Here is a 21,724-nt window from a genome sequence, read left to right as displayed (position 1 = left end):
GTCCGAAGTGGATGTTCGAAACCATTTGATACACAAAGAAAAGCCCCCGGCGCCGGCCGGGGGCTTTCCTGTCGAACGAGGCTCAGATGTCGTCGTCGGAACCGTAACCCGGCATCTTTCCGGTGACCACGAAGATCATCCGCTTCGCGACCGACACCGCGTGGTCGGCGTAGCGCTCGTAGAAGCGGCCCAGTAGGGTGACGTCGACCGCGGCCGCGACACCGTGGGGCCACTCGCGGTCCATCAGAACGGTGAACAGGTGGCGGTGGATGTCGTCCACCTGGTCGTCGTCGGACTCCAGCGACTTCGCCGCCTCGACGTCCTTCGTCTTGATGACCACCTCGGTCTGCCGGGCCAGCTTGACCGCGACCTCGCCCATCTCGGCGAAGTACGGCCTCACAGCATCGGGCAGCACCGGTTCGGGGTGCCGCCGCCGCGCCGCCTTCGCGACGTGCAGGGCCAGATCGCCCATCCGCTCCAGGCTTTCCGCGGCGTGGATCGCCGCGAGCACGGTCCGCAGATCGGTCGCCACGGGCGCCTGCAGCGCGAGGAGGGCGTACGCCTGCTCCTCGCACAGAGCGCGGGCGTCGTCGACCTTCGCGTCGTCGCTGATCACCTGCTCGGCGAGACTGAGGTCGACCTCCAGGAGCGACCGCGTGGCGCGCTCCATGGCGTCGGCGACCTGGAGCGACATGGCCGCCAGGTTGTCGGCGAGCTGTTCGAGTTCGACATGGTAGGCCTCACGCATGGCCCAACCCTACGGCCAACCGTGGTCCGATACCGCATCGCCGGGTGAACCGCACGTGAACCCGGACTAACGATCCTCGCGCGTCAGCCCGTGCTGCTCGTGCTGCTCGTCTTCTTGCTGCCGCTCGACGTCTTCGACGTGGTCTTGGACGACGACGACTTCGACGAGCTGCTGGGCGGCGGCTGCTCGCTCTGCGGGATCGGCGCGTTCGGGTCGGGCAGCGCGGTGTTGGTGCGCAGCGCGTCGAACAACGCCTTCGCCTTGCTGCGGACGAGGACCTCGTTGCCGCGGTTGTTGGGCAGCCCGACCGTCGGCACGGTGAGGAACGAGATCTTCGACTGGTCGAGGCCCTTCATCGACTGCGCGAGCGTCATCATCTGCTTGACGCCGAGGTTGTCGCCGAAGGTGGCTTTCGCGAACGCCGTGATGAAGTCGCTGAGCTTCCCGGGGTCGAGGACGACGTCGGACGACATGACCTTCTTCAGCAGCGCCCCGATGAACGCCTGCTGCCGCTTGATCCGGCCGTAGTCGGACGTCGGATCGCCCTTGACGTGCCGCGCGCGGACGAAGTTCAGCGCCTGGTCACCGGAGATCGTCACGTCGCCGGTCTCCAGCAGCACCTTGCCGAGGATGGTGTCGTCGATCGGGATCTCGTTGTGGACGGTGACGCCGTGGACCGCGTCGACCATCTCCTTGAAGCCGTTGAAGTCGATCCCGACGAAGTGGTTGATCCGCAGCCCGGTGATCTGCTGGATCACCTTCGTGATGCAGGGCGGCCCGCCGACCGCGTACGCGGTGTTGAGCTTCGCGATCTTCTGGCCGGGGACCTTCTCGTCGGTGTCCTTGTTCTGCGCCGGGTCCCAGCGCTGGCAGTCGGGGCGGTCGATCTCGAGGTCGCGCGGGAACGACGTGACGACGACCCGCTGCCGGTCGGCCGGGATGTGCGCCACCATCACGGTGTCCGAGCGCGCGCCCGGCGTGCTGTCCGCCGTGCCGACGCCTTCTTCGGCCGCCGCGCCGTCGCGGGTGTCCGACCCGACCATCAGGAAGTTCTCGTCGTTGGCCTGCGCCGCGGCGTCCTGGATGTCGGACGAGTTCTCGTCGAGGGCCGAGATCTGCGTGAACTTCGCGTCGAAGTAGGTCTGGGCGCCCCACGCGCCGCCGACGCCGAGGAAGACGAGCGCCGCGACGACGGCCGCGGCGATCCGCCCGAACCGGCTCACCCGCTCGTTCTTCCGCTGCTTCTTCTCCTGCAGCCGGGTCTGCGCGGCCAGCTCGGCGGCGTCGACCTCGGGCTCGTCGCCGCCGATCGGGGTGACGACGCGCTGAAGCGCCGTACGCGTGCTTTCGATCAGCGAAGCAGGCGAGAGCCGCTCACGGCGTTCGCGTCGCTTCGCCTCTTCGGCGTTTCCTTCGTCGTGCGCGGCCGAGAACCGGGCGAGGGTGTGGTCGATCTTGCGGCGGTACTGCGTCGCCTCGTCGATCGCTTCCATCTCGTCGGTCATGGTCAGCGGGTCGAGCTCGGCGCGCGACGGCACCGCGCCCACGGCGGGCGCGTCGGCCTGCGGGTGCCGGAGAGCGGTGGTGTCGGACGCCGCGGCGGCGGGGCGCTGCGCCGGTGCGTCGGCCTGCGGACGCCGTAATGCGGTGGTGTCGCCGGTGGGCCGGGCGCGGCCCGGTGCCGAAGATTCCTTGGCCGCGGCGCGCTTGGCGGCCGGCGAGTCGGCCGGCGGGCGCCGCACGGGCGGGGTTTCCCCGGCGGGGCGGACACGTCCCGGCGCCGACGACTCGTTCGTGGCGGCGCGCTTGGCCGCCGGGCCGTCAGCGGGCTTCGGTGGGGCAGTTGGTGGCCGCTTCACCGGAAACGCGTCGGGCCCCGGGGGGCGCTGGAGTGCCGGCGCGTCCGGCCGCGGCGGCACGGCGCCGTCCGGAGCGGGCGCCGGGCGGCGGAGCCGGCGGGGCGGCTGTTGCGCGGCCGACGTCTGCTGCTGACCGGGGTTCGTGGCCGGCGGGCGGCGCTGGAGCGGGGCCTCGGGCTGCGGGGCGGCGGCGGTCGAGCGGCGGGGCTGCCGCGGCCGCGGGGGGCCCGGTTGCCGCGTGGCGTCCGCGGGTGCCGGGTTGTCCGAGGAGGGCTGCGCCGGTCGCTGCGCCCGCGCCCGGGGCGGCTGCGCGGCCCGAGGCTGGGCGGCCGGCTCGGCCCCGTGCGCGCGGTGTCCCGGCTGGTCAGTGCGGTCCTGCTGATCACGCGGCGGGACGGGCCGGACACCGGTGGTCTTGGCGACGACGTCCGAAACGCTGATCCCGCCCTGGTCCTCCATGGACCTGCGTCTGCCGCTTCGGGGTCGCGCTGGACCATCGACGTGGCGACCGGTTCCCGGGCTGTCGTGCTCGTCCGGCACTCGGTCTCCTTTCGCGCGGTCGCAGGGCGGCTCTTCGACTAGGCCGTCTTCCCCCGCCAGAGGTGATCGTTCCCCCGGAGGTTTTCGTTATCGTACGGATACCCCCCGTTCGTGACGACACCCTCCCGGAATTTTCTTCACCTTGAGTCGACGAACGGCCGCTTGGCGTCGACAAACGGGTGAAGACGCCTTTACTCAATCCGGGGTAATCCGAAGTTTACGTTACTCTGAGTGGGTTATTAACCGAGTGGTTTGCGCGTCGTGATAGGCGACTTTGTTCCGCCCGGCACGTTTCGCGGCGTAAAGCAAGGTGTCCGCGCACCGAAGCTGGCGCTCCGGACTGGGCTCCGCGTCCGGCTCGGTCGCACCGTCGTGGGCGAGCCCGGCGCTGATCGTCACGCGGAGTCCCGGCTGGAGTTCTGACCACGGGTGACGGGCGACGCGCACCCGGGCGGCGTCGACGATGCGGACGGCGGCCCCGACGTCGACGCCGGGCAGCCACAGCACGAACTCCTCGCCGCCGTACCGGGCGCAGAAGCCGTCTTCGGGCAGTTCCTCCTGGAGGAGGTCGGCCACCCGGCGGAGGACGCGGTCGCCGACGAGGTGACCGTACGTGTCGTTGACGCGCTTGAAGCGGTCGAGATCGATCAGCGCGATGGCCAGCGGCGGCCGCGGCCGGGCGGGGTGCCGGCCGGTGAACGGGCCGTAGAGCCGCTCGTCGAGGTAGCGACGGTTGTAGCTCGACGTCAGCGCGTCGCGCAGGCTGCCGTCGCGGGCGATGTCGAGCGCGGAGCGCAGGTGCTGGTAGGCGCGGCGCCAGTCGCCCTGGGTCGCCAGCAGGCTCGCGACGGCCTCGTGGAGGCGGAGCAGGTCCGGCGGCCGGGGTCCGCCGGGCCGGCGCAGCGCGCCCTCGTCCTCGGCGACCATGCCCACCTCCACCACGCATTGGTTGTCGTCGTAGAGGTGCCCGCGCTTGAGGTGTGGGTACGGACGAAAGTGAATTACGCTCAAACGGGAGGTCGCTGGTGACTCAGCGGAGTCGGGGCGTCAGAGGTCCGAGAACGGCTTCATGTCCTTGAGCTGCGCGAACTGGTCCTTGGCCCAGTAACTCACATTAGCCGTCTTGTCGGTCAGCAACTCCGTGTAGTCGTTCCAGGAGATCCAGCGCCAGCCGTCGACCTCGGCGGGGTTCGGCGCGGGCTCGGTATCGGTCCAGGCGGTGAACACCGGGCAGAACTCGTTTTCGACGATTCCCTCGAACGGCGGCGTCCGGTACCGGTACTTCGGCAGCACGCAGTGCAGGCCGGACAGCGACGGCAGCCCGATCTCGTAGGCGGCGCGGCGGCGGACGGCGTCCTCGAGAGACTCGCCCGGCGCGGGGTGCCCGCAGACGCTGTTGGTCCAGACTCCGGGCCAGACCTTCTTCTCGTGGGCGCGCTGGGTGATCAGCAGGGCCTGGTCGCTGCGACGCAGGACGTAGCAGGAGAACGCCAGGTGCAGCCGGGTGTGCTCGTGGTGGCTGGCCAGCTTGGGCCCGGTCTCGCCGGTGGGCACGCCGTCTTCGGTGACGAAGACGACGCGCTCGGTCTCGGTTTCGGTCGCGGTATCCACGCGCCCCAGTAGACACGACGGCCGCGGGTGTCTCGTACCGCGAGGCGGGTGGCTGCGGTGATCACGGCAGGGTGATGGGCGGCTACCGCGCGTCGAGGTGCTCGACGAGCAGCGTCGTGACGGACTCCGGCGCCTCCTCGGGCGCCCAGTGCGTGACGTCTTCGAGCATCTCGAAGCGGTAGGGCCCGGTGACCCAGTTGCCGGTGTCGAGCGCGGCGGTCGAGCCGAACGAGACGTCCTCGGTGCTCCAGATGTAGAGCGTCGGCAGGTCGATCTTGCCGATCTTCCCGCCGGGCCGGCCCGCGCGGTACCAGTTGAGCGCGGCGGTGAGCGCCCCCGGCTCGGACAGCCGCCGGATGTACTCGTCGACCTTGCTCGGCGACACCCGCCGCTCGAACATGTCCCGCAGCGCCCGGCCGTCGTTCTCGAGCATCCGCCGCTCGGTGACGCGCGTCTGCCGCCACTCGGTCATGTACTGGGTCCGCAGGTACTGGTCCTCGTCGGCCTTCATCGCGGCGGAGAGCGCGGCGGGGTGCGGCGTCGAGACCACGGCCAGGCTGCGCAGCCGTTCGGGGTGCGCGTCGGCGGTCCACCAGGCGACGGCCCCACCCCAGTCGTGCCCGACGAGGTCGAACTTCCCCCACCCGAACCGATCGGCGATCGCGATCACGTCCCCGACGAGGTGATCGATCCGGTAGTCGGCGGCCGGTTCGGGCCGCACCCCGGGCGAATACCCCCGCTGATCGGGCGCGACGGCCCGATAGCCGAGTACCCCGAGGGTCGCGACCTGGTGCTCCCACTCGACGGCGGCTTCGGGAAAGCCGTGCAGCAGCATCACGGGCCGCCCGTCTTCGGGCCCGGCGGCAATGGCGTCGAAGGAACCGGCTTCGGTGGTGACGCTGATGTGGTCGATCACGGTTCCGAATCTACTTCGGCCGAGTTGAGCGTGACGACGGCACTGCCAGGTCCCAGCGAGTCGGTTCCGATGAGTTCGATGTGGGTGCTCACCTCGACGCGCAGCCCGGAGTGCCCGGCGAGCGGCCGCAAGTCCAGCACACCCGACCCGGTCACCCGCAGCGCTTCGAGTTCGTGGAGATCGGCCAGCGGCGCCAGGTCGGGCACCGTGCGGAGTGCCCGCAGCCGCAGCGTCCGCAGCCGGCTCAGCCCGGACAGCATCGACAGGTCGGTCAGCTCGACGCCGGTGAGATCGAGCAACCGCAGCTCGGTCAGTTCGCCGATCGGGGCCGGGTCGACGGCCGGGCAGGCGATCAGCCGCAGCCGGCCCAGCCGGTCGGCCCACCGGCGCAGCAGCGACACGTCCCTGAGCGCCTGACAACCCTGGAAGCTGAGGGAAACCGGCGCGGTCAGGAACGCCAGCGGCGTCAGGTCGGTCAGCCCGAAGACGTTGCCGAGCGACAGCGATCGCAGGCCGGTCAGCGCCGTGAGGTCGGCCAGGCGCGCCGGGTCGTCGATCCAGGTCAGCTGGAGGTCCTTCAGCCGGGGCAGGCCCGCCAGCGCCGCCCAGCCGTGGGTTTCGATCCGGGCCTCGATCGAAGTCAGGCCGCGGACCTCGGCGAGCGGGGCGAGGTCGATCGACTGCGGGAGTGGCGGTCCGGTCAGCGCGAGCTGCTTGAGGCCCGTGCCGGCCAGCGCCGGCAGGTCGTACCCGGCGAGGTCGGAGACCCCGAGCACCTTCAGCCGGGGGAGGTCGCGAACGAAGTCCAGCCGGCCGTAGCCGTCGCCGAACTCGCACCGCAGCCCCACTAGCCGGCGCAGGTGCTTCAGGTTCGCCGACATCGCCGGGTCGCGGACGCTGACAAAACCGTCCACCAGCGGGGATTCCGCGAGCACCCGCTCGGCGTACTCCTCGGGATCGAACTTGTCCCACGCCGCAATCAGCGTCGAGGCGACGTTCGGATCCTCGCTCCCGGCGTACCGGGCGAGAAGATCTAGGGCCGCGGCGCCACCGACGAGCGCGACCGCGTTCAGCAGGAACGGGACCTCGGCGGGCTCGGGTGCGCAGGTGGCGAGGAGGTCGAGGACGAACTCGCCGGCCGCCGCCAGCGCCGCCGCCTCCTCGTGGGACTTCGGCGGGATCAGCGTGCTCGCGCGGTCCTCGATCTCGTTGCGCAGCCGCTCGTTCAGCTCCGGCGACGTCTCCAGGCAAGCCAGCGCCACCAAGTCGAGCTTCAGCCGCTGCGCCTCGTCGGCGTCCCAGGTGAGCAACCCGTCCAGGAGGCTTTCGCGCTGCGCGGGATGAGCGTGGCCCGCCGCCATCACGACCACCTCGCGCCACTCGTCCCAGTACGCGTTGGCGATGAGGATGCCGATGTCGTCCTCTTCGACGGCCGCCTGGGCCGCCAGGTACTCCTGGAACGTCCGGTGCACGAAGTCGATCCGGCCCGGGACCGGCTCGCGCAGCACGCCGCCGCGGTCGAGGAGGTGGCGGAACACCGTGCGCGGGGTGACGTCGATCTGGCCCATCGACCGCAGCTTCGCCGCGATGCGCGCCTCGGCGTCGGCGATCGAGGTGTCCGTGTGGCCGTTGCGCACGAGCCAATAAGCTATGTGCCGCAACAGAACCAGCTTCTCCGTCAACGAGAGCCGGATCGGCGACTCGATCCGCCGCTCGACGTCGCGGCTGTCGAGCAGCATGCGCAACGCGACCTCGTACAGCTCCATCCGGTTGTCCGGCAGCTGCCCGTTGCCCTCGTGGTGCAACGCGCAGAGCAGCGCGCACAGCAACGGGTTCTCGGCGAGCCGCCGCAACGCACTGCGCGCGCCGATGGCCGTGATCAGGGCGTCACGGCGGTCGTCGAGGGGATCGCCGGGCATGGCCGCGTGCCAGCGGGTGACGAACGTCCGGACGTCGCGCGGGGTCATCGGCTGGAGCCGGACCTCGGTGAACCCCTCGCCGTGCAGCCAGTCGGGAGCCACGGCGGCCGGGCGGGTGGTGACGACGTACCGGGCCCGCGGGAACGCGACGACGAGTTCGCGGAGCCAGTCCCGCACCTCGCGGCGCCGGTCGTCCGGCAGCTCGTCGAGGCCGTCGACGAGCAGCACGGCCCGGCCGCGGCGCAGGCGCTCCTGCACCCAGCCGCGGGGCATCTCGTCGGCGATGTGCCGGCCGACCTCGTCGAGGAACTGTTCCGGTGCAGGCAACCGGGACCGGCTGAACCGCCGCAGCCGCACCAGGAACGGCTCCAGGCCGGCCCAGCCCTCGACGTCCTGCAGGCTCCGGCTCGCGCACTGGACGGCCAGCCACTGCAGCAGCGTCGTCTTCCCGGAACCGGCCTCGCCGCGCAGCAGGATCCGCGACGTGTGCGGCAGGACGTGCTCGATCCGGTCGCCGGACACGCCGTCCTGGTCGGCGCTGACACTCAGGCTCAGGTAGGCGACCGACAGCGGGTACAGGCGCGTCGCGTCGGCCAGGCCCGCGCCGAACAACGCCATCCGGTCGAGCGCCGTCACGACCTGACGGCGGAAGTCCGCGGCGAAGTCGTCCGGGTGCCGGCGTTCGGGGAGCGCGGCCAGCACATTGCGGACCGTCTCGAGGATCTCCGTCTCCCGCTGGAGGATCTCGACGAGCGCACCCGGCTGGAACCGGGGCAGCGTGCTCGTGACCTGCACCAGGTACGCGCAGCACTCCCGGAGGACACGCTGGTACAGCTCCACCGCGTCGGCCGACAACAGGAACTCGCGCGGGACACCGGGGACGGTCCGGAGCAGCGAGCGGTACAGGAACGCGGCGTCGAGGTCGGTCGCGAACAGGTCGTCGTCGGTCAGCGCGGCCCGGTCGAACGTCTCGCGCGCGGCGTCCACCGCGGCGGCCCGCTCGTGCTCCGGCAGCGCGCGGAACTCGACGTCGAGGAACGGCAGGAGGCGGTCGGCCACCCGCGACTCGAGGTTGGTGAACAGCAGCCGCAGCTTGCGGCGGTCGTTGAGCCCGGTGACCTGCTTCTCCAGCAGGTCGAAGACCTTGGCCGTGGCGTCGGCGGCGATCGGGCGGTCGCCGAGCCAGATCTTCGCCGCGGCCTTCACGACCGCCGTGGTCAACGCGATCGCCGAGGCTTCGAGGCTCACCTGTCGAGCCTAGCCGAGCACCTCCTCCGAAGTGGCCACCTTCACCAGCGGCCCGTACAGGCGCAGGATGTCGAGCGTCTTCGTGTGGCTCTCGTCGTCCACCCCCGCGCACGCGTCCGAGACGACCGTGACCGCGACGCCCGCGTCCGCCGCCGCCAAGGCCGTCGACAACACGCAGCAGTCCGTCGACACGCCCGCCAGCACCAGGCGCGCGCCGCCCACCCGGGTCGCCAGGCGAGGATTCCACTTGCCGAACGTGGTCGCGTCCACAGTGGACGCTGGCTGGAACTCGGGGATCACTTGGTACAACGGCGACTCCGGTGGTTGCAACGCGAACGGCCATTGCGCGTAGTACTGCTTCCACGCGCCTTCCGGGCGGGCCGGCGCGATGAACCGGGTGAACACGACGTCGTCGCCGAACGCCTTCACCAGGCGGTGGATTCGCGGCACCACCTCGGCGAAGCGCGGGGTGAACCACTCGCTCGCCGGGTCGGCGAAGATGTTCTGCAGGTCGATGACCGCCAGGATCGACTTCACGCCGCCTCCTGGGCGCGGATCCGCCGTTTTGTCGCCAGCGTGACGGCGAACCCGAGCACCAGCGCCACCAGCACGCCGAGGTTGGCGAACGCCCACGAGCCGTCGCGGCCGCCGAGGCCGAGCGGTTCCAGCAGGTAACCCTGCCAGTTCAGCCAGCCCGCGGACGTGTTCGTCACCAGGCCCCAGCCGAGCGCCGTCGCCACCACGACCAGCGCGATCGGGCCGACCCGGACGTCTCCGTAGCGCCCCGCCCGGTCGAACAGGTCCTGCTCGGCGTAGTCGCGGCGGCGCAGCAGGACGTCCGCCAGCATCACGCCGCACCAGGCCGCGACCGGGACACCCAGCGTGACCAGGAAGCCCTGGAACTGCCCGAGGAAGCCGTCGCTGAAGAAGACGATGTAGACCGTGCCGAGCACCATGAGCACGCCGTCGACGAGCGCCGCGATCGGCCGCGGCACGCGCACACCGGCCGAGAGCAGCGCCAGTCCGGAGGAGTAGATGTCCAGCACCGCGCCGCCGACCAGCCCCAGCACCGCGACGATCGCGAACGGCACCAGGAACCACAGCGGCAGCAACGTCGTCAGCGCGCCGATCGGGTCGAGGCCGATCGCTTTGCTCAGGTCCGTCGACGACCCGGCCAGCAGCAGCCCGAACACCAGCAGCACCAGGGGTGCGACCGACGCACCGAACGTCGTCCAGCCGATCACGCCGCGGCCGGACGCCGAGCGTGGCAAGTAACGCGAGTAGTCCGCGGCCGCGTTGACCCAGCCGAGGCCGAAGCCGGTCATCAGGAACACCAGCGCGCCGATCCACTGCTGCGCGGAGCCGGACGGCAGCGCGCTGACCGCGTCCCAGTGGACGTCACCCGCCACGAGGATCACGTAGACGATCGTGAGCACGCCGGTGATCCAGGTGATCCACGTCTGCAGCTTCATGATGGCGTCGAACCCGAGCACGCCGGCGCCGACGATCAGCACCGCGACCACGACCAGCGCGATCACGCTCGCCGCCGTGCCGTCACCCCAGCCGAGCCGTTTGACGACGGTTCCCGTGGCCAGTGTCGCCAGCGCCGTGAGCACGGTTTCCCAGCCCACGGTGAGGATCCACGAGATCGCCGACGGCAGCCGGTTGCCGCGGACGCCGAAGGCCGCGCGCGAGAGCAGCATCGTCGGCGCGGACCCGCGTTTGCCCGCGATCGCGACGAACCCGCACAGCAGGAACGAGAAGACGATCCCGACGACGCCCGCGACCAGCGCCTGCCAGAACGAGATGCCGAACGCGAGCGTGAACGAGCCGTAGCTCAGCCCGAGCACCGAGACGTTCGCGCCGAACCACGGCCAGAACAGCCCGCGCGGGCTGCCGCGGCGCTCGGCGTCGTCGATCACGTCGAGGCCGTTGGTCTCCACCTTGAGCTTGCGTTCGGTCGTGGTCATGGCTCGTTCCTGGTCAGTAGGCGGTCGATCGCCGCCCGGTCCGGCGCGGTGGCCGGACCCCGGCGGGTCACCGAAAGCGCGGCCGCCGCGTTGGCGCGCACGGCGGCGTCGAGGAGGGTACTGCCGCGCAACAGCTCCGCGGCCAGCACGCCGCAATGCGTGTCGCCCGCGCCGTTGGTGTCCACGGCGTCCACGGGGAAGCCCGGGACCTCCGCGGTCCGGCCGTTTTCGTGGACGCGGCAACCCTTCGCGCCGTCACGGACGACGGCGACCGAGGGCAGCTCGCCGAGGACCTCGGCTTCGCACGCGTTGCAGCTGAGAATGTCTACTATGGACAGTGTGTCACGGAGGGCTCCAAGATCAAGCTCGGCGATGAGTGGGCCGGGGTCGAACAGAATCCTCGAGCCGGGCAGATGAGGCAGCCAAGCGAAGAGAGCAGTTCGATTGATCTCGTGCAACAGACTGTACCCGGTGACGTAGACGACGTCGTCACTCTTTGGGTGGACATGATCGAGGAGTGCTGGGTACAGCCGTCCTTCGGCGCCGGTGCCGGTCGCGAAGGTGCGCTCACCGGTCGCGTCGACGAGCGCGACGACGACGCCGGTGTCCAGGTCCGGCGTCGGTTCGTGGGCCACCTGGATGCCTTCGTGCGCAAGGGCTTCGCGGGCGAGGTCGCCGAAGGCGCCGGTGCCGTGGCTGCCCGCGTACAGCACCCGGGCGCCGGACCGCGCGGCCGCGGACATGACGTTGAAACCGCCGCCTGGCAGCAAGTTCGTCGAGGACGCCAGGACGTCGCCGCCCGGCGGTGGCAGCGTGGGCACCGCCATGACCAGGTCGATCACGACCTGTCCGGTGTGCACCAGCCGCCCGGTCACCGCGCGCGCCGTCTCAGGGTGAGGAGCTCGTCCACCAGCGGGCCGAGGTCGAGGTGGTTCACGGCGCGGACGGTCTCGGCGAGGTCCGCCGGGATGGCGTCGACGCCGTGCGCGGCGCCGAGCATGGCCCCGCAGATCGCCGCGACGGTGTCGGTGTCGCCGCCCAGCCCGGCGGCCAGGCGCAGCGCCGCGGCGGGGTCGTCACCCATGGCTTCGGCCAGCGCGAAAGCGGCCACGACGGACTCCTGCGACGCCACCGACGTCCCGATCACCTCGGCGACCGCGTCGGCGACGGCGTCGTGCGTCATGCCCCGCACCCAGCCGCGCGCCCAGTGGATCCGGGCGGCGATCTCGCCGCCGGCCGCCCAGTGCCCGCGTTCCCCGCCGACGACGGCCGCGCGCTCGCCGGCGTCGAGCGCTTCGGGCAGGCTCGCGCCGTCGACCCCGGCGGAGACGGCGGCCGCGACCGCCGCCGCGGCGGCGATGCCGAGGCTGGTGTTGTGGGTGACGCGCGCGGTCGCGACGACCGCGTCGACCAGGGCGTGCAGGTTCCCCGACGGCGTCGCGATGCCGACCGGCGTGACGCGCATGGCGGCGCCGTTGGTGGTCCCGGTGCGGCCGGCTTCGTCGGCCGGGACGCCGTCCTGGAGGCGGGAGAGCGCGCGTTTCGTCGACGGGCCGAGGAGGTCCGCGGAGCCGCGGCGGACCATGTCCGCCTCCCAGATCAGCAGGGCGTCGGCGAAGACCCGCGGGTCGACGGTGCCGCGGCCGTCGATGAGCAGCCGGGCCAGCAGGATGGCCTGCTCGGTGTCGTCGGTGATCGAACCGGCGGGCATCGACGGCGCGACCGGCTGCTCGGCGACGGCCGTGAGCAGCCCGGTGACCGGCCCGTAGGCGGCGGCGATGGCGGCGCGGGACATGGACTGCGTCGGCATCCCCAGCGCGTCGCCGACGGCGAGCCCGGTGAACGCGCCGAGCGCCCGGTCCCGCGCGGTCACCGGTGTCCGAAGGTGAGGTGGAACTGGAACCGGTCGGGGTCCAGGAGGCTGACGACGCGTTCGACGAGCCGGCCCTCGACGTCGACCGAGGTGCGCTCGGCGCGGAGGAAGAGCTCACCGATGGCGCGGCCGAGGAGTCCGGCGGCGCAGGCGTCGAGCCGTTCGGTGCTGATCCACTGGTCCCCGCCGGTGGAGACCAGCCCGGCGGCTTCGAGCGTCTTGGTCAGGGAGTCGTCCCGGAGACCGGTCCCGGGGAGTTCGGCCAGCGGCCCGATCGCGGGCACGGTCGCCGTCTCGAGGGAGATCCCGCGCCCGTGTTCCCGCCGCACCCGCCGGACGGCGACGTAGCCGTCCAGTCCGAATTCCTCTTGCAGGGTTTGGTCTTCGACGGCTTCGATGCCGAGCAGCTCGGTGGTGACGGGCGCCCCGGCGTCGGCGAGCGCGCGGGCCCAGCCGAGCCGCTGGTCGAGCTGGACGCCGTCGAAGGTGACGAACGAGCCGACGCCGGCCTGGGTGGAGATGAGCTCGAGCTGCTGCAGTTCGGAGAGCGCGCTGCGGACGGTGCCGCGGCTGACCTGGTACTGCAGCGCGAGCTGGTTCTCGCCGGGCAGCCGATCGCCGTGGGCCAGCCGCCCGGACCGGATCAGGTCGGAGAGATCGCCGACCAGTTGCTCCCGCTTGGTGTACATGTACACACCTGTACACCCGTGGTTTCCGCAGGTCAAGCGGCGACGAGCGCGCGGTCGTCCGTCTTGGCCTCGTTCGCGACCATCTCGCCGGCCTCGGCGCTCATCGCCCCGGCCACGACCATGATCAGCGCGAAGGAGCCGATGAACAGGACGGTGCTCAGCCACACCATGGTCTCGACGGGCAGCGTGAAGGCACCGACAATCCGAGCCGCGCTCTCCAGCATGAAGCCGATACCCCAGACGAAGCTGGCGCGACGCAGGACGGTCTCGAACCGGCGGTTGCCGGTGAGGCGCTCCCAGGCGCCTTCGTGGTCGGCCTTGCCGTGGGTGAGGAACGGGCGCAGCGCCTTGGTCATGATCGGCTGCGCGCCGAACGCGGAGATCAGGATGACGAGCCCGGTGATCCCGCTGCCGATCGAGTCCTTGGCGATCATCATCCGCGCGTCCCCGGCGACGAAGGTCAGCAGCATCCCGACGACGTTGGTCACCAGCACGACCAGCGCGAGACCGTTGAGCGTCCGGTCCTTGGCGAACTGGTAGAGCGTCCGCGCCAGGGGAACGACCCCGCTGAGGGCGAGCGACAGGAAGACACTGGCACCGAGCGAGTGGAGCCCGTAGTAAACGCCGGTCGGCAGAGCGATCTCGACGGCGAGCGTCTTGAGGAGCGAGGCGGGAGCGCTGGAGTTCGTCATGGGAAGAGCTTGTCGCGGCGGAGGGCTGGGGAAGGATGCCGTCCGCCACGACTTCGGGCTGACAGATGTCATGGTTCGCCGGTGTCTCCGAAGCCGTTGACTCGCTAGCATTCGAGCCCACGGCTTCGACGACGGCAGGTGACAGTGAATCCCTGGGTGCAGGCCGGCCTGTCCCTGCTCGCCGGTGTGCTGACCGCAGGTGCGGCCGTGGTGGGAGTCCGCTTCTCGGTCCGCGGCAACGACCGGGCCACCGAGCAGCGTGAGCTCGCCGCTCGCCGCGAAGAGTGGTGGCGGCGCTTCGTATGGGCGTCGGAACTCGCTCTCGACGACCAGCCGGCCAAACGGGTCGTCGGTCTGAAGCTGCTGGCCAAGCTCGCGCAGTCCGAGCTGGCTCAGCGCGACGAGTGCCTGTTGCTCGACGTCTTCCAGGGGCGTGTACTGGACAAGCTGCTCGACGATCTTCCCGAACCGGCAGAAGGGACGCAGGGCGGATGACCGGGTCTCCGGACATCACCGCGGAGCACGTGGCGGCAGCGCAGCTGCGGCTCGTGCTGGACGAAAAGCTGGGCCGGACCACCCCGGAGTGGGTGCGCCAGGTCGCCTCGGCGGCGCCGGATCACGCACCCGCCGTGAGATCGATCGTCATGGACGCGGGGGGCGGTGGCGTGAGGTTCCCGTCGTTGCTCCGAATGCCGGAGGGGTTCCTTCGCGCGATCGTCGAGCTTGAAGATGCGGGCGTGGCGCCTACCCGCGCTCGCGTGGCGGTGCGAGTCGGGAGCAGCGGTCCGACCACGAGCGGAGTCGTCGATCAGCTGGTGCGAGACGGACTCGTGGCGGAAACGGAAACCGGGTTGCAGGTGACTGAGGGCGGCCGCGCGGCGCTCGGTTCCCCGCTCGCCGGACCCGACATCGAGATCGTTGCCCTGGCCGGAACGGACAGCAGTGACCTGTTCGGACTGATGATCGAACTCGGTGACGAAGCGCCCGAACGGTGGCGCACCTCGCGGGTGGGAACACGGCTCCGCATCGCCGACCTGCCGGATCCCGACCTCGAAGTTCTGGTTCAGCTGGTGACGAGCTGGCTGGCACGGACTCGCCACGCCGCGTTGCAACTGCGCCGAGGGGATCAGGTCGTGGAGATCCGGGCCGGCCAGAACCTCGACGTGGCGGCGCTGCTTTCCGCGCTCGTCAGGAGCTGAGTGCTTCTGACTCAGCCGCCGGAGTGCATGTCTTCCGTTTCCGGGACGCAGTCGTCGTCCGGGTCGTTCAGCCAGCCGTGGGGGAGCGTCACCTTGCCCGGCGAACCCTGACGCCCACGCGGGCCGTCGGCGTTCGCTGGGAACGGGGCGTCGTGGTCCAGCTTGCCGATCAGGTCGTCCAGTTCCGGTAAGCCCGACACCATCGCGAACCCGCGGCGCAGTTCCGCGCCGACCGGGAAGTTCATGAAGTACCAGGCCATGTGCTTGCGCAGGTCGCGCAGGGCCTTGGTCTCGCCGTCGTGCTGGATGAGCAGCTCGGCGTGGCGGCGCAGGACTCGCGAGACCTCGCCCAGCGTCGGCGGGGTCGGCAACGGGCGGCCGGCGAAGGCCGCCTCCAGCTCGCCGAACAGCCACGGGCGGCCCAGGCAGCCGCGGCCGACGACGACGCCGTCGCAACCCGTTTCCGCGACCATGCGCAGGGCGTCGGCGGCGGAGAAGATGTCGCCGTTGCCCAGCACCGGGATGGTGGTGACGGCTTCCTTCAGCGCCGCGATCTTCGTCCAGTCGGCCTGGCCCGAGTAGCGCTGGGCCGCGGTGCGCGCGTGCAGGCTGACGGCCGCCGCGCCTTCGGCTTCCGCGATGCGGCCGGCGTCGAGGTAGGTCAGGTGGTCGTCGTCGATGCCGACGCGGAACTTCACGGTGAAGGGGACGTCGCCGGCGGCGGCCGCGGACTCGCGCACGATGTCGGCGAACAGCTTCCGCTTGAACGGCAGCGCCGCTCCGCCGCCCTTGCGCGTCACCTTCGCGACCGGGCAGCCGAAGTTGGAGTCGATGTGGTCGGCGAGACCCTCGCCGACGATGATCCGGACGGCTTCGGCCATGGTCTTCGGGTCGACGCCGTAGAGCTGCATGGACCGGGGCTTTTCGTGCTCGCCGAAGGTCATCATGTGCATGGTCCCGGGGTGCCGTTCGACGACGGCCCGCGCGGTGATCATCTCGCACACGTAGATCCCCGCGCCGTACTCGGCGCACAGCTGCCGGAAGGCGACGTTGGTGATCCCGGCCATGGGTGCGAGCACGACCGGCGGATCGACCTCGTACGGGCCGATCTTCAGGGCGGGCTTGCTCAGGGTGGCGGTCACGTCCTCCATTGTCGCTTGTGGTGTCGGTCACGTCGACCAGGGGCCGGAAGCGTCGCGCGCCTTCACACGGCAGAGCGGTGCCACTACGCTGGGTGCGATGATGCCCGAGGTCGCGGACCTCGCACTGGAGAACCGGCGGTACCGGTCGTCGTCGCGCACGGGCGGGCGCTGCTCGAAGAGAACGACCGGACGCGGTTCATCGCCGGCGTCGTCACCCGCAAGCCCTGACGCGCTACTCCGCCGCGAGCGCCTGCGCCGCGCGGAGGAACGCCGCCCGGTCGGCCGCGGGCAGCCGCGCCAGCAAGCGTTCTTCCTTGGCCTGGATCCGGTTCTGCGCGGCCCGCCGCCGCTCCCGGCCCGCCTCGGTGATCGCCAGCAGGCGGACGCGGCGGTCGGCCGGGTCCGGCTCGCGGCTGATCAGCCCCGCGTCCTGCAGCTCGTCGAGCGTGCCGATGATCCGCGTCTTGTCGGCGCCGATCGCCTGGGCGAGCGCCGCCTGGGTGCGCACCGGGCTGTCGTCGAGCGCGCTGAGCACGACGTAACCCCACATGCTCAGGCGGTGCTCCTCGAGCACCGGTGTCTCCAGCGCGACCAGGCTGCGCACCAGTCCGCCGAGCATCGCCGCGAGATCCGGTCGCTCCGCCATGCGCTGACCCTAGCCGCTTGACAGATGATAAGCGTGCGTAGACGATAGGCGAATGCTTATCAATGAACTCGACGCCGTCGCCACCCGGACCAGCCTCGATCTCGTCGCCCGCAGCACGCCGGCCGACTTCGCCAGGCCGACGCCGTGCGCGGCCTGGACCCTCTACGGCCTCGTGGCCCACATGACCACCCAGAACCTCGGGTTCGCCGCCGCGGCGAGCGGTGACGGCGACCTCGGCCGCTGGAAGCTCGTCTCCCTCGGCGACGACCCGGTCGCCACCTACCGCGACTCCGTGGAGCAGGTCCTGGACGCCTTCGCGGCCATCGACCGCGAGGAGATCCCGTTGCCGGAGTTCAGCACCGAGGTCACCTTCCGCCCGGAGCAGGTGCTCGGCTTCCACTTCGTCGACTACGTCGTGCACTCCTGGGACGTTGCGCGCACGCTCGGCCTGCCGGTCCGCTTCGACCAGGACGTCCTCGACGCCGCGCTGCGCATCACCGCGTCCGTCCCGGGTGGACAGTCCCGGCTCGCGCCCGGTGCGGCCTTCGGACCGGCCGTCGACGCGGGCGAGCTGTCCGGTTTGGACCGCGTCGTCGCGCTGCTCGGACGTTCGCCGAAGTGGCCGGAGGACCTAGAGTCGGTGGCATGACGACCACACCCCTGCGCTGGGGAATCATGGGCACCGGCGGGATCGCGAGCGCTTTCGCGGAAGACCTGGAGCTGACGGGCTCCGGCGTTGTCGCCGCCGTCGGGTCGCGCACGGCCGGGAGCGCGGCCGCCTTCGCCGACCGGCTCGGCGTCGAAACCCGGCACAGCAGCTACGAAGCCCTCGCGAACGATCCTGACATCGATGTCGTCTACGTCGCGACGCCGCACCCGCTGCACCACGGCAACGCGCGGCTCGCGCTCGAAGCCGGCAAGCCCGTGCTCGTCGAGAAGCCGTTCACGATGAACGCCGAGGAGGCGCGGGACCTCGTCGCACTGGCCCGGGAGCGCGGCCTCTTCCTGATGGAGGCGATGTGGACGCGCTTCCTGCCGCACATCCGGCACGTCCGGGAGCTGCTGCCGCGGCTCGGCGACGTCGTCACGGTCACCGCCGACCACGGCCAGTGGTTCGCCGAGGACCCGGCCTTCCGGCTGTTCGCGCCGGAACTGGGCGGCGGCGCCCTGCTGGACCTGGGGATCTACCCGGTTTCGTTCGCGTCGATGATCCTCGGCGCGCCCGACCGCGTCCTCAGCATGGTCGCGCCCGCGTTCACCGGCGTCGACGCGCAGACGTCGATGCTGTTCGGCTACGCCGGTGGCGCGCAGGCCGTGCTGAGCTGCACGTTGCGTGCGGTCTCGCCGACCTCGGCGACGATCGTCGGCACGGACGCGCGGATCGAGATCGAGGGCCCGTTCTACGCGCCCGCGTCGTTCACGCTCATCCCGCGCGAAGGCGACCGGAGCCGCTTCGAGTACGTCGACGAGGGCCGCGGCCTGCGGCACCAAGCCGACGAGGTGGCGCTGCGGCTGGCCGCGGGCGAGACCGAGAGCCCGCACATGCCGCTCGACGAGACCGTCTCGATCATGACCACGATGGACCGGGTGGTGGCCGCGACCAGGACGTGACCGGGGTTTGAGTAGTGCTACGGATCCGCAGGTGGGGGCCGGTGCGTGACGCTGTCCGGTATGACCACCGAAGCGAATGTGCTCCTCCGGCTCGCCGGCGAGATCGACGACCTGGGGCGTCGGCTCGCAGTGGTGGGTTCCGAACTGCGGACCGCCCAGGGCGAGCCGAAGCAGGCTGAAGCGCCGAAGCCGACCGAAGCGCCGAAGCCTGCTGAAGCGCCGAAGCCTGCCGAAGCGCAGAAGCAGGCTGAGCAGCCGAAACCGCAGCCGCAGCAGGCACCGAAGCTGCAGCAGGCCGTGCCGCCGCACTCCCAACCGCAGTCCCAGCCTCAGCCTCAGATGCAGCCGCCGCCGTGGCCGCCGCAGTACCAGTGGCAGCCGCCCCAGCCGCCGCCGCAGCAGCGGTACTTCACGCCGCAGCCGCCGTACCAGCCCGTGCCGCGTCAGACGCTGGGCGAGAAGCTCGGCAAGGAGGGCGCGGGCAGCCGGGTGCTGGCCTGGGTCGGCGGTGGCGTGACGCTGCTCGGCGTCGTCCTGCTGCTGGTCCTGGCCGTGCAGCGGGGCTGGCTCGGGCCGCTGCCGCGGGTGCTCATCGGCGCCGCCTTCGGGCTGGCGCTGACCGGCACCGGCGTGTGGCTGCACCGCAAGCCCGCCGGCCGCACCGGCGCGTTCGCGCTGGCCGCCACCGGCATCGCGACGCTCTACCTGGACGCCGTCGCGGCGACGTCGCTGTACGAGTACCTGCCGGTGCTCGCCGGGCTCGCGATCGGGCTGGCCATCACCGTCGGCGGGCTGCTCGTGGCCGTGCGCTGGGAATCGCCGCTATTGGCCTCCGCCGTCGTCATCGGCTGTGTCGTGTGCGCGCCGATGATCACCGGTGGCTTCACCGCGGAACTGGTCACCTTCCTGCTGATGGTCCAGCTCGCGACGACGCCGGTGCAGCTGCGCCGTGACTGGTCGTCGCTGACGCTGGCCGCCGGGATCCCGCCGCTGCTCGCGTCCGTGATCGCCACCGCAGTCGCGGGTTCGGGCGGTAGCTGGGCCACCACGGCCGCGGCGGCCGGCACCTCGGTCGTCGGGATCGCGCTCGCGCTGATCGTCCTGCGGCGCCGGGAAAACGACCCCGCCGCGCTTTCCGTGCTGGCGACGGCGGTCGTGCCGACGCTGGTCGCCGCGTTGCTGCTGCCGAAGGTCCAGGCCGTGCCGGTCGCGGCCGGGGCGGGTGTCGTGCTGCTCGCCGTGTGGGCCACGCGCAAGTTCTGGGGTGGCCTCGCCGGGCAGCTGGCCGGGCTCGCCGGGCTGCTGGCGATCCTGCAGGCGACGGTCACCCAGTTCGACGGCCCGGCCCGCGCCGGGGTGCTGCTGGGCGAGGCGCTGCTGCTCGTCGTGGCCGCGCTGGGCGGGCGCAACCGCCTCGCCCTCGGTGCCGCGCTCGGCTTCGCGACCCTCGGCGGCCTGATCGGCGTGTTCTTCGACGTGACGCCGGCGCTGCTGATCGTCTCGCGCCCGCGGTCGGCCGCCGACCTGGCCGGCGCGCTCGTGGTGTCACTGCTGATCCTCGCCGCGTCGATCGCGCTGCCGTGGGCGGCGGCGCGGCTGGAGATCTTCAAGGGCCCGTCCGACGACCTGCCCATCTGGCTGCTGGCCGGGATCGCGGCGCTGTACGGCGCCGGCGGGCTCGTGCTGAGCGGGTCGATGCTGGCGCTGCCCGGGCGCGCCGGGTTCCTGCTGGGCCACGCGCTGATCACGGTGTCCTGGACGGTCGCCGCGCTCGTCCTGCTGCTGCGCGGCATCGAGCTGGTCGCGCTGCGCGTGATCGGCTTGATCCTGGTCGGCGCCGCGGTGCTGAAGCTGGTGCTGTTCGACCTCTCGGCGCTGGACGGCCTCGCCCGCGTCGGCGCGTTCCTCGGCGCCGGGCTGGTGCTGCTGGCGGCCGGGTCGCGGTACGCGCGGCGCGTCGCCTCGCGCTGAGCGGGAAGAAATTGTCGGTGCCCCGTGGTTACCTGGATCACAAGTCCGACCGACCCAGGGGAGCACGAAGCCATGGCCGCACCGAAACTCGCCGACCGAGCCGGGGAACCGATCGGCTGGCTGACCACCGTGACGCCGAAGGGGCGGCCCGCGCCACGGCCGGTGTGGTTCGTGCTCGACGGCGACGACATCCTGGTGTTCAGCCGGCCGGACACCGCGAAGCTGCGGCACATCGAGGCGAACCCCGAGGTCACGCTGAACCTGAACAGCGATGACCACGGCGGTTCGATCCTCGTGGTGAACGGGAAAGCGCAGATCGAGGCGGGCAAGGCCTCGGAAGCGCCCGGGTACCTCGACAAGTACGGCTCCCGTTACAGCGCCATCGGCTTCGAGACGCCGGAAGCGTTCGACGCCGCTTACTCCGTCCGCATCCGCGTGGTGCCCGAGCGGTCCTGGGGGTTCTAGCGGAGTTCTAGAAGGCGACGTCCAGGCAGGCGAGGCGGGCGCCGGCGGTGCCCGCGTGGCCCGGGTTGGTGTGCGTGTGGGTTTCGTGGACCACCACGGAGTGCGCCCGCCGCGCACCGAACGTCCAGTCCACAGTGGACCGGGCGAAGCCGGTGCCCAGCCGGTCGGTGCTGAAGTCGAGCCAGATCTCGTTGCGGGGGTTCGCGTACACGGGGTCTACGGACGGCTTCACCGGGTCCGGCGCGTACTGGAAGTGCGGCCCGGCGGCGTCACCGGTGGCGCCGCACGGCTGTACGTGCGCGTGGGCGCCGTAGGAACGGCCGGGCAGCAGCCCGGTGACGACGAGGGAGGTCGTCGTGCCCGCGTGGGCGGCCGAGAGGCTGAACACGTGGGCCCGGGCGCCGAGCGGGACGAGGTCGGGGCGGTACGTCACCGCGTGCGCGCCGGGGGCGTACGCGGTGAACGTGCCGCCCGCGGTCACGGCGTGCACGGGTGACGCGCCGGCGACGCCGGGAACCAGGACAGCGAGGGCGGCGGCCACGACGACGGAGGGGAGAAGGCGCATGGTGCTTCTTAGCGGGCCTGCTCAGGGCGCCGCCATGATCGTCACGCCAACGAGTGACGC

The 21,724-nt window shown here is 71.4% G+C and carries 21 protein-coding genes; 6 read left to right on the top strand and 15 right to left on the bottom strand.

The features are described 5' to 3' along the window. Positions 1 to 82 precede the first annotated feature (82 nt). The 12 genes from phoU to OHS58_RS35220 form a co-directional block, all read right to left on the bottom strand. Positions 83 to 748 (bottom strand): phosphate signaling complex protein PhoU, encoded by a 666-nt coding sequence (gene phoU / locus OHS58_RS35275; RefSeq protein WP_247059100.1) that lies wholly within the window; start codon positions 746 to 748, stop codon positions 83 to 85. Positions 749 to 831: 83 nt separating this feature from the next. Beyond that, positions 832 to 2,286 (bottom strand): LCP family protein, encoded by a 1,455-nt coding sequence (locus OHS58_RS35270; protein ID WP_328649910.1) that lies wholly within the window; start codon positions 2,284 to 2,286, stop codon positions 832 to 834. A gap of 1,083 nt (positions 2,287 to 3,369) precedes the next feature. Further along, on the bottom strand, positions 3,370 to 4,074 hold the full coding sequence (locus OHS58_RS35265) for a GGDEF domain-containing protein (RefSeq protein WP_326945120.1): 705 nt from the start codon (positions 4,072 to 4,074) through the stop codon (positions 3,370 to 3,372). A 120-nt stretch (positions 4,075 to 4,194) separates the two neighbouring features. Beyond that, a complete protein-coding gene (gene idi, locus OHS58_RS35260; protein WP_328645349.1) occupies positions 4,195 to 4,758 on the bottom strand; it encodes an isopentenyl-diphosphate Delta-isomerase in 564 nt (187 codons plus the stop codon). An 82-nt stretch (positions 4,759 to 4,840) separates the two neighbouring features. Then, positions 4,841 to 5,674 carry an alpha/beta fold hydrolase gene (locus OHS58_RS35255; RefSeq protein WP_326945118.1) on the bottom strand — a complete coding sequence of 278 codons (834 nt, stop codon included), beginning with the start codon at positions 5,672 to 5,674 and terminating at the stop codon, positions 4,841 to 4,843. Continuing rightward, positions 5,671 to 8,841 (bottom strand): NACHT domain-containing protein, encoded by a 3,171-nt coding sequence (locus tag OHS58_RS35250; protein ID WP_328645348.1) that lies wholly within the window; start codon positions 8,839 to 8,841, stop codon positions 5,671 to 5,673. The genes OHS58_RS35255 and OHS58_RS35250 overlap by 4 nt, the downstream gene beginning before the upstream one ends. 9 nt (positions 8,842 to 8,850) lie before the next feature. Next, the gene (locus OHS58_RS35245; RefSeq protein ID WP_328645347.1) at positions 8,851 to 9,378 is read right to left on the bottom strand and encodes a cysteine hydrolase family protein; all 528 of its coding nucleotides are present in this window, start codon (positions 9,376 to 9,378) and stop codon (positions 8,851 to 8,853) included. After that, positions 9,375 to 10,811 (bottom strand): purine-cytosine permease family protein, encoded by a 1,437-nt coding sequence (locus tag OHS58_RS35240; protein WP_328645346.1) that lies wholly within the window; start codon positions 10,809 to 10,811, stop codon positions 9,375 to 9,377. Before OHS58_RS35240 ends, OHS58_RS35245 begins: the two co-directional genes overlap by 4 nt. Next, the gene (locus tag OHS58_RS35235) at positions 10,808 to 11,686 is read right to left on the bottom strand and encodes a PfkB family carbohydrate kinase (protein ID WP_247059088.1); all 879 of its coding nucleotides are present in this window, start codon (positions 11,684 to 11,686) and stop codon (positions 10,808 to 10,810) included. Before OHS58_RS35235 ends, OHS58_RS35240 begins: the two co-directional genes overlap by 4 nt. Beyond that, complete coding sequence (locus OHS58_RS35230; RefSeq protein WP_326945113.1) at positions 11,683 to 12,684, bottom strand: ADP-ribosylglycohydrolase family protein; 1,002 nt, start codon at positions 12,682 to 12,684, stop codon at positions 11,683 to 11,685. Before OHS58_RS35230 ends, OHS58_RS35235 begins: the two co-directional genes overlap by 4 nt. Further along, positions 12,681 to 13,373, bottom strand: coding sequence for a GntR family transcriptional regulator (locus OHS58_RS35225; protein ID WP_328645345.1), 693 nt, complete (start codon positions 13,371 to 13,373; stop codon positions 12,681 to 12,683). The genes OHS58_RS35230 and OHS58_RS35225 overlap by 4 nt, the downstream gene beginning before the upstream one ends. A gap of 32 nt (positions 13,374 to 13,405) precedes the next feature. Further along, positions 13,406 to 14,065 (bottom strand): VC0807 family protein, encoded by a 660-nt coding sequence (locus OHS58_RS35220; protein WP_326945111.1) that lies wholly within the window; start codon positions 14,063 to 14,065, stop codon positions 13,406 to 13,408. A 144-nt stretch (positions 14,066 to 14,209) separates the two neighbouring features. Here OHS58_RS35220 and OHS58_RS35215 point away from each other — a divergent pair, with 144 nt between their 5' ends. Together OHS58_RS35215 and OHS58_RS35210 are read left to right on the top strand one after the other, a co-directional pair. Continuing rightward, positions 14,210 to 14,560 (top strand): hypothetical protein, encoded by a 351-nt coding sequence (locus tag OHS58_RS35215; protein ID WP_328645344.1) that lies wholly within the window; start codon positions 14,210 to 14,212, stop codon positions 14,558 to 14,560. After that, complete coding sequence (locus OHS58_RS35210) at positions 14,557 to 15,264, top strand: hypothetical protein (RefSeq protein WP_328645343.1); 708 nt, start codon at positions 14,557 to 14,559, stop codon at positions 15,262 to 15,264. Before OHS58_RS35215 ends, OHS58_RS35210 begins: the two co-directional genes overlap by 4 nt. Positions 15,265 to 15,275: 11 nt before the next feature. On the opposite strand, the gene dusB is transcribed toward OHS58_RS35210, so the two are convergent. Together dusB and OHS58_RS35200 are read right to left on the bottom strand one after the other, a co-directional pair. Further along, complete coding sequence (dusB, locus tag OHS58_RS35205; RefSeq protein ID WP_328645342.1) at positions 15,276 to 16,415, bottom strand: tRNA dihydrouridine synthase DusB; 1,140 nt, start codon at positions 16,413 to 16,415, stop codon at positions 15,276 to 15,278. A gap of 223 nt (positions 16,416 to 16,638) precedes the next feature. Continuing rightward, positions 16,639 to 17,052 carry a MarR family winged helix-turn-helix transcriptional regulator gene (locus OHS58_RS35200; RefSeq protein WP_326945107.1) on the bottom strand — a complete coding sequence of 138 codons (414 nt, stop codon included), beginning with the start codon at positions 17,050 to 17,052 and terminating at the stop codon, positions 16,639 to 16,641. A gap of 52 nt (positions 17,053 to 17,104) precedes the next feature. On the opposite strand from OHS58_RS35200, the gene OHS58_RS35195 reads away from it, so the two are divergent. The 4 genes from OHS58_RS35195 (at position 17,105) to OHS58_RS35180 (ending at position 21,099) form a co-directional block, all read left to right on the top strand. Then, positions 17,105 to 17,701: a TIGR03086 family metal-binding protein gene (locus tag OHS58_RS35195; RefSeq protein ID WP_328645341.1), complete on the top strand. Its 597-nt coding sequence runs from the start codon at positions 17,105 to 17,107 to the stop codon at positions 17,699 to 17,701. After that, entirely contained in the window at positions 17,698 to 18,663 is a 966-nt protein-coding gene (locus OHS58_RS35190) for a Gfo/Idh/MocA family protein (protein WP_328645340.1), read from the top strand. The genes OHS58_RS35195 and OHS58_RS35190 overlap by 4 nt, the downstream gene beginning before the upstream one ends. A 60-nt stretch (positions 18,664 to 18,723) precedes the next feature. Next, entirely contained in the window at positions 18,724 to 20,634 is a 1,911-nt protein-coding gene (locus OHS58_RS35185; RefSeq protein ID WP_328645339.1) for a DUF2339 domain-containing protein, read from the top strand. 72 nt (positions 20,635 to 20,706) lie between these two features. Further along, positions 20,707 to 21,099 carry a TIGR03667 family PPOX class F420-dependent oxidoreductase gene (locus OHS58_RS35180; RefSeq protein ID WP_247059063.1) on the top strand — a complete coding sequence of 131 codons (393 nt, stop codon included), beginning with the start codon at positions 20,707 to 20,709 and terminating at the stop codon, positions 21,097 to 21,099. 7 nt (positions 21,100 to 21,106) lie between these two features. Here OHS58_RS35180 and OHS58_RS35175 read toward each other — a convergent pair whose 3' ends face one another. Continuing rightward, on the bottom strand, positions 21,107 to 21,664 hold the full coding sequence (locus OHS58_RS35175) for a superoxide dismutase (protein WP_328645338.1): 558 nt from the start codon (positions 21,662 to 21,664) through the stop codon (positions 21,107 to 21,109). Between the last annotated feature and the right edge of the window lie 60 nt (positions 21,665 to 21,724).

The organism is Amycolatopsis sp. NBC_00348 (assembly GCF_036114655.1).
Taxonomy (GTDB): Bacteria; Actinomycetota; Actinomycetes; order Mycobacteriales; family Pseudonocardiaceae; genus Amycolatopsis.
Note: the sequence above shows the minus strand (reverse complement) of the source record. Positions and strands in the feature narration are given on the sequence as shown.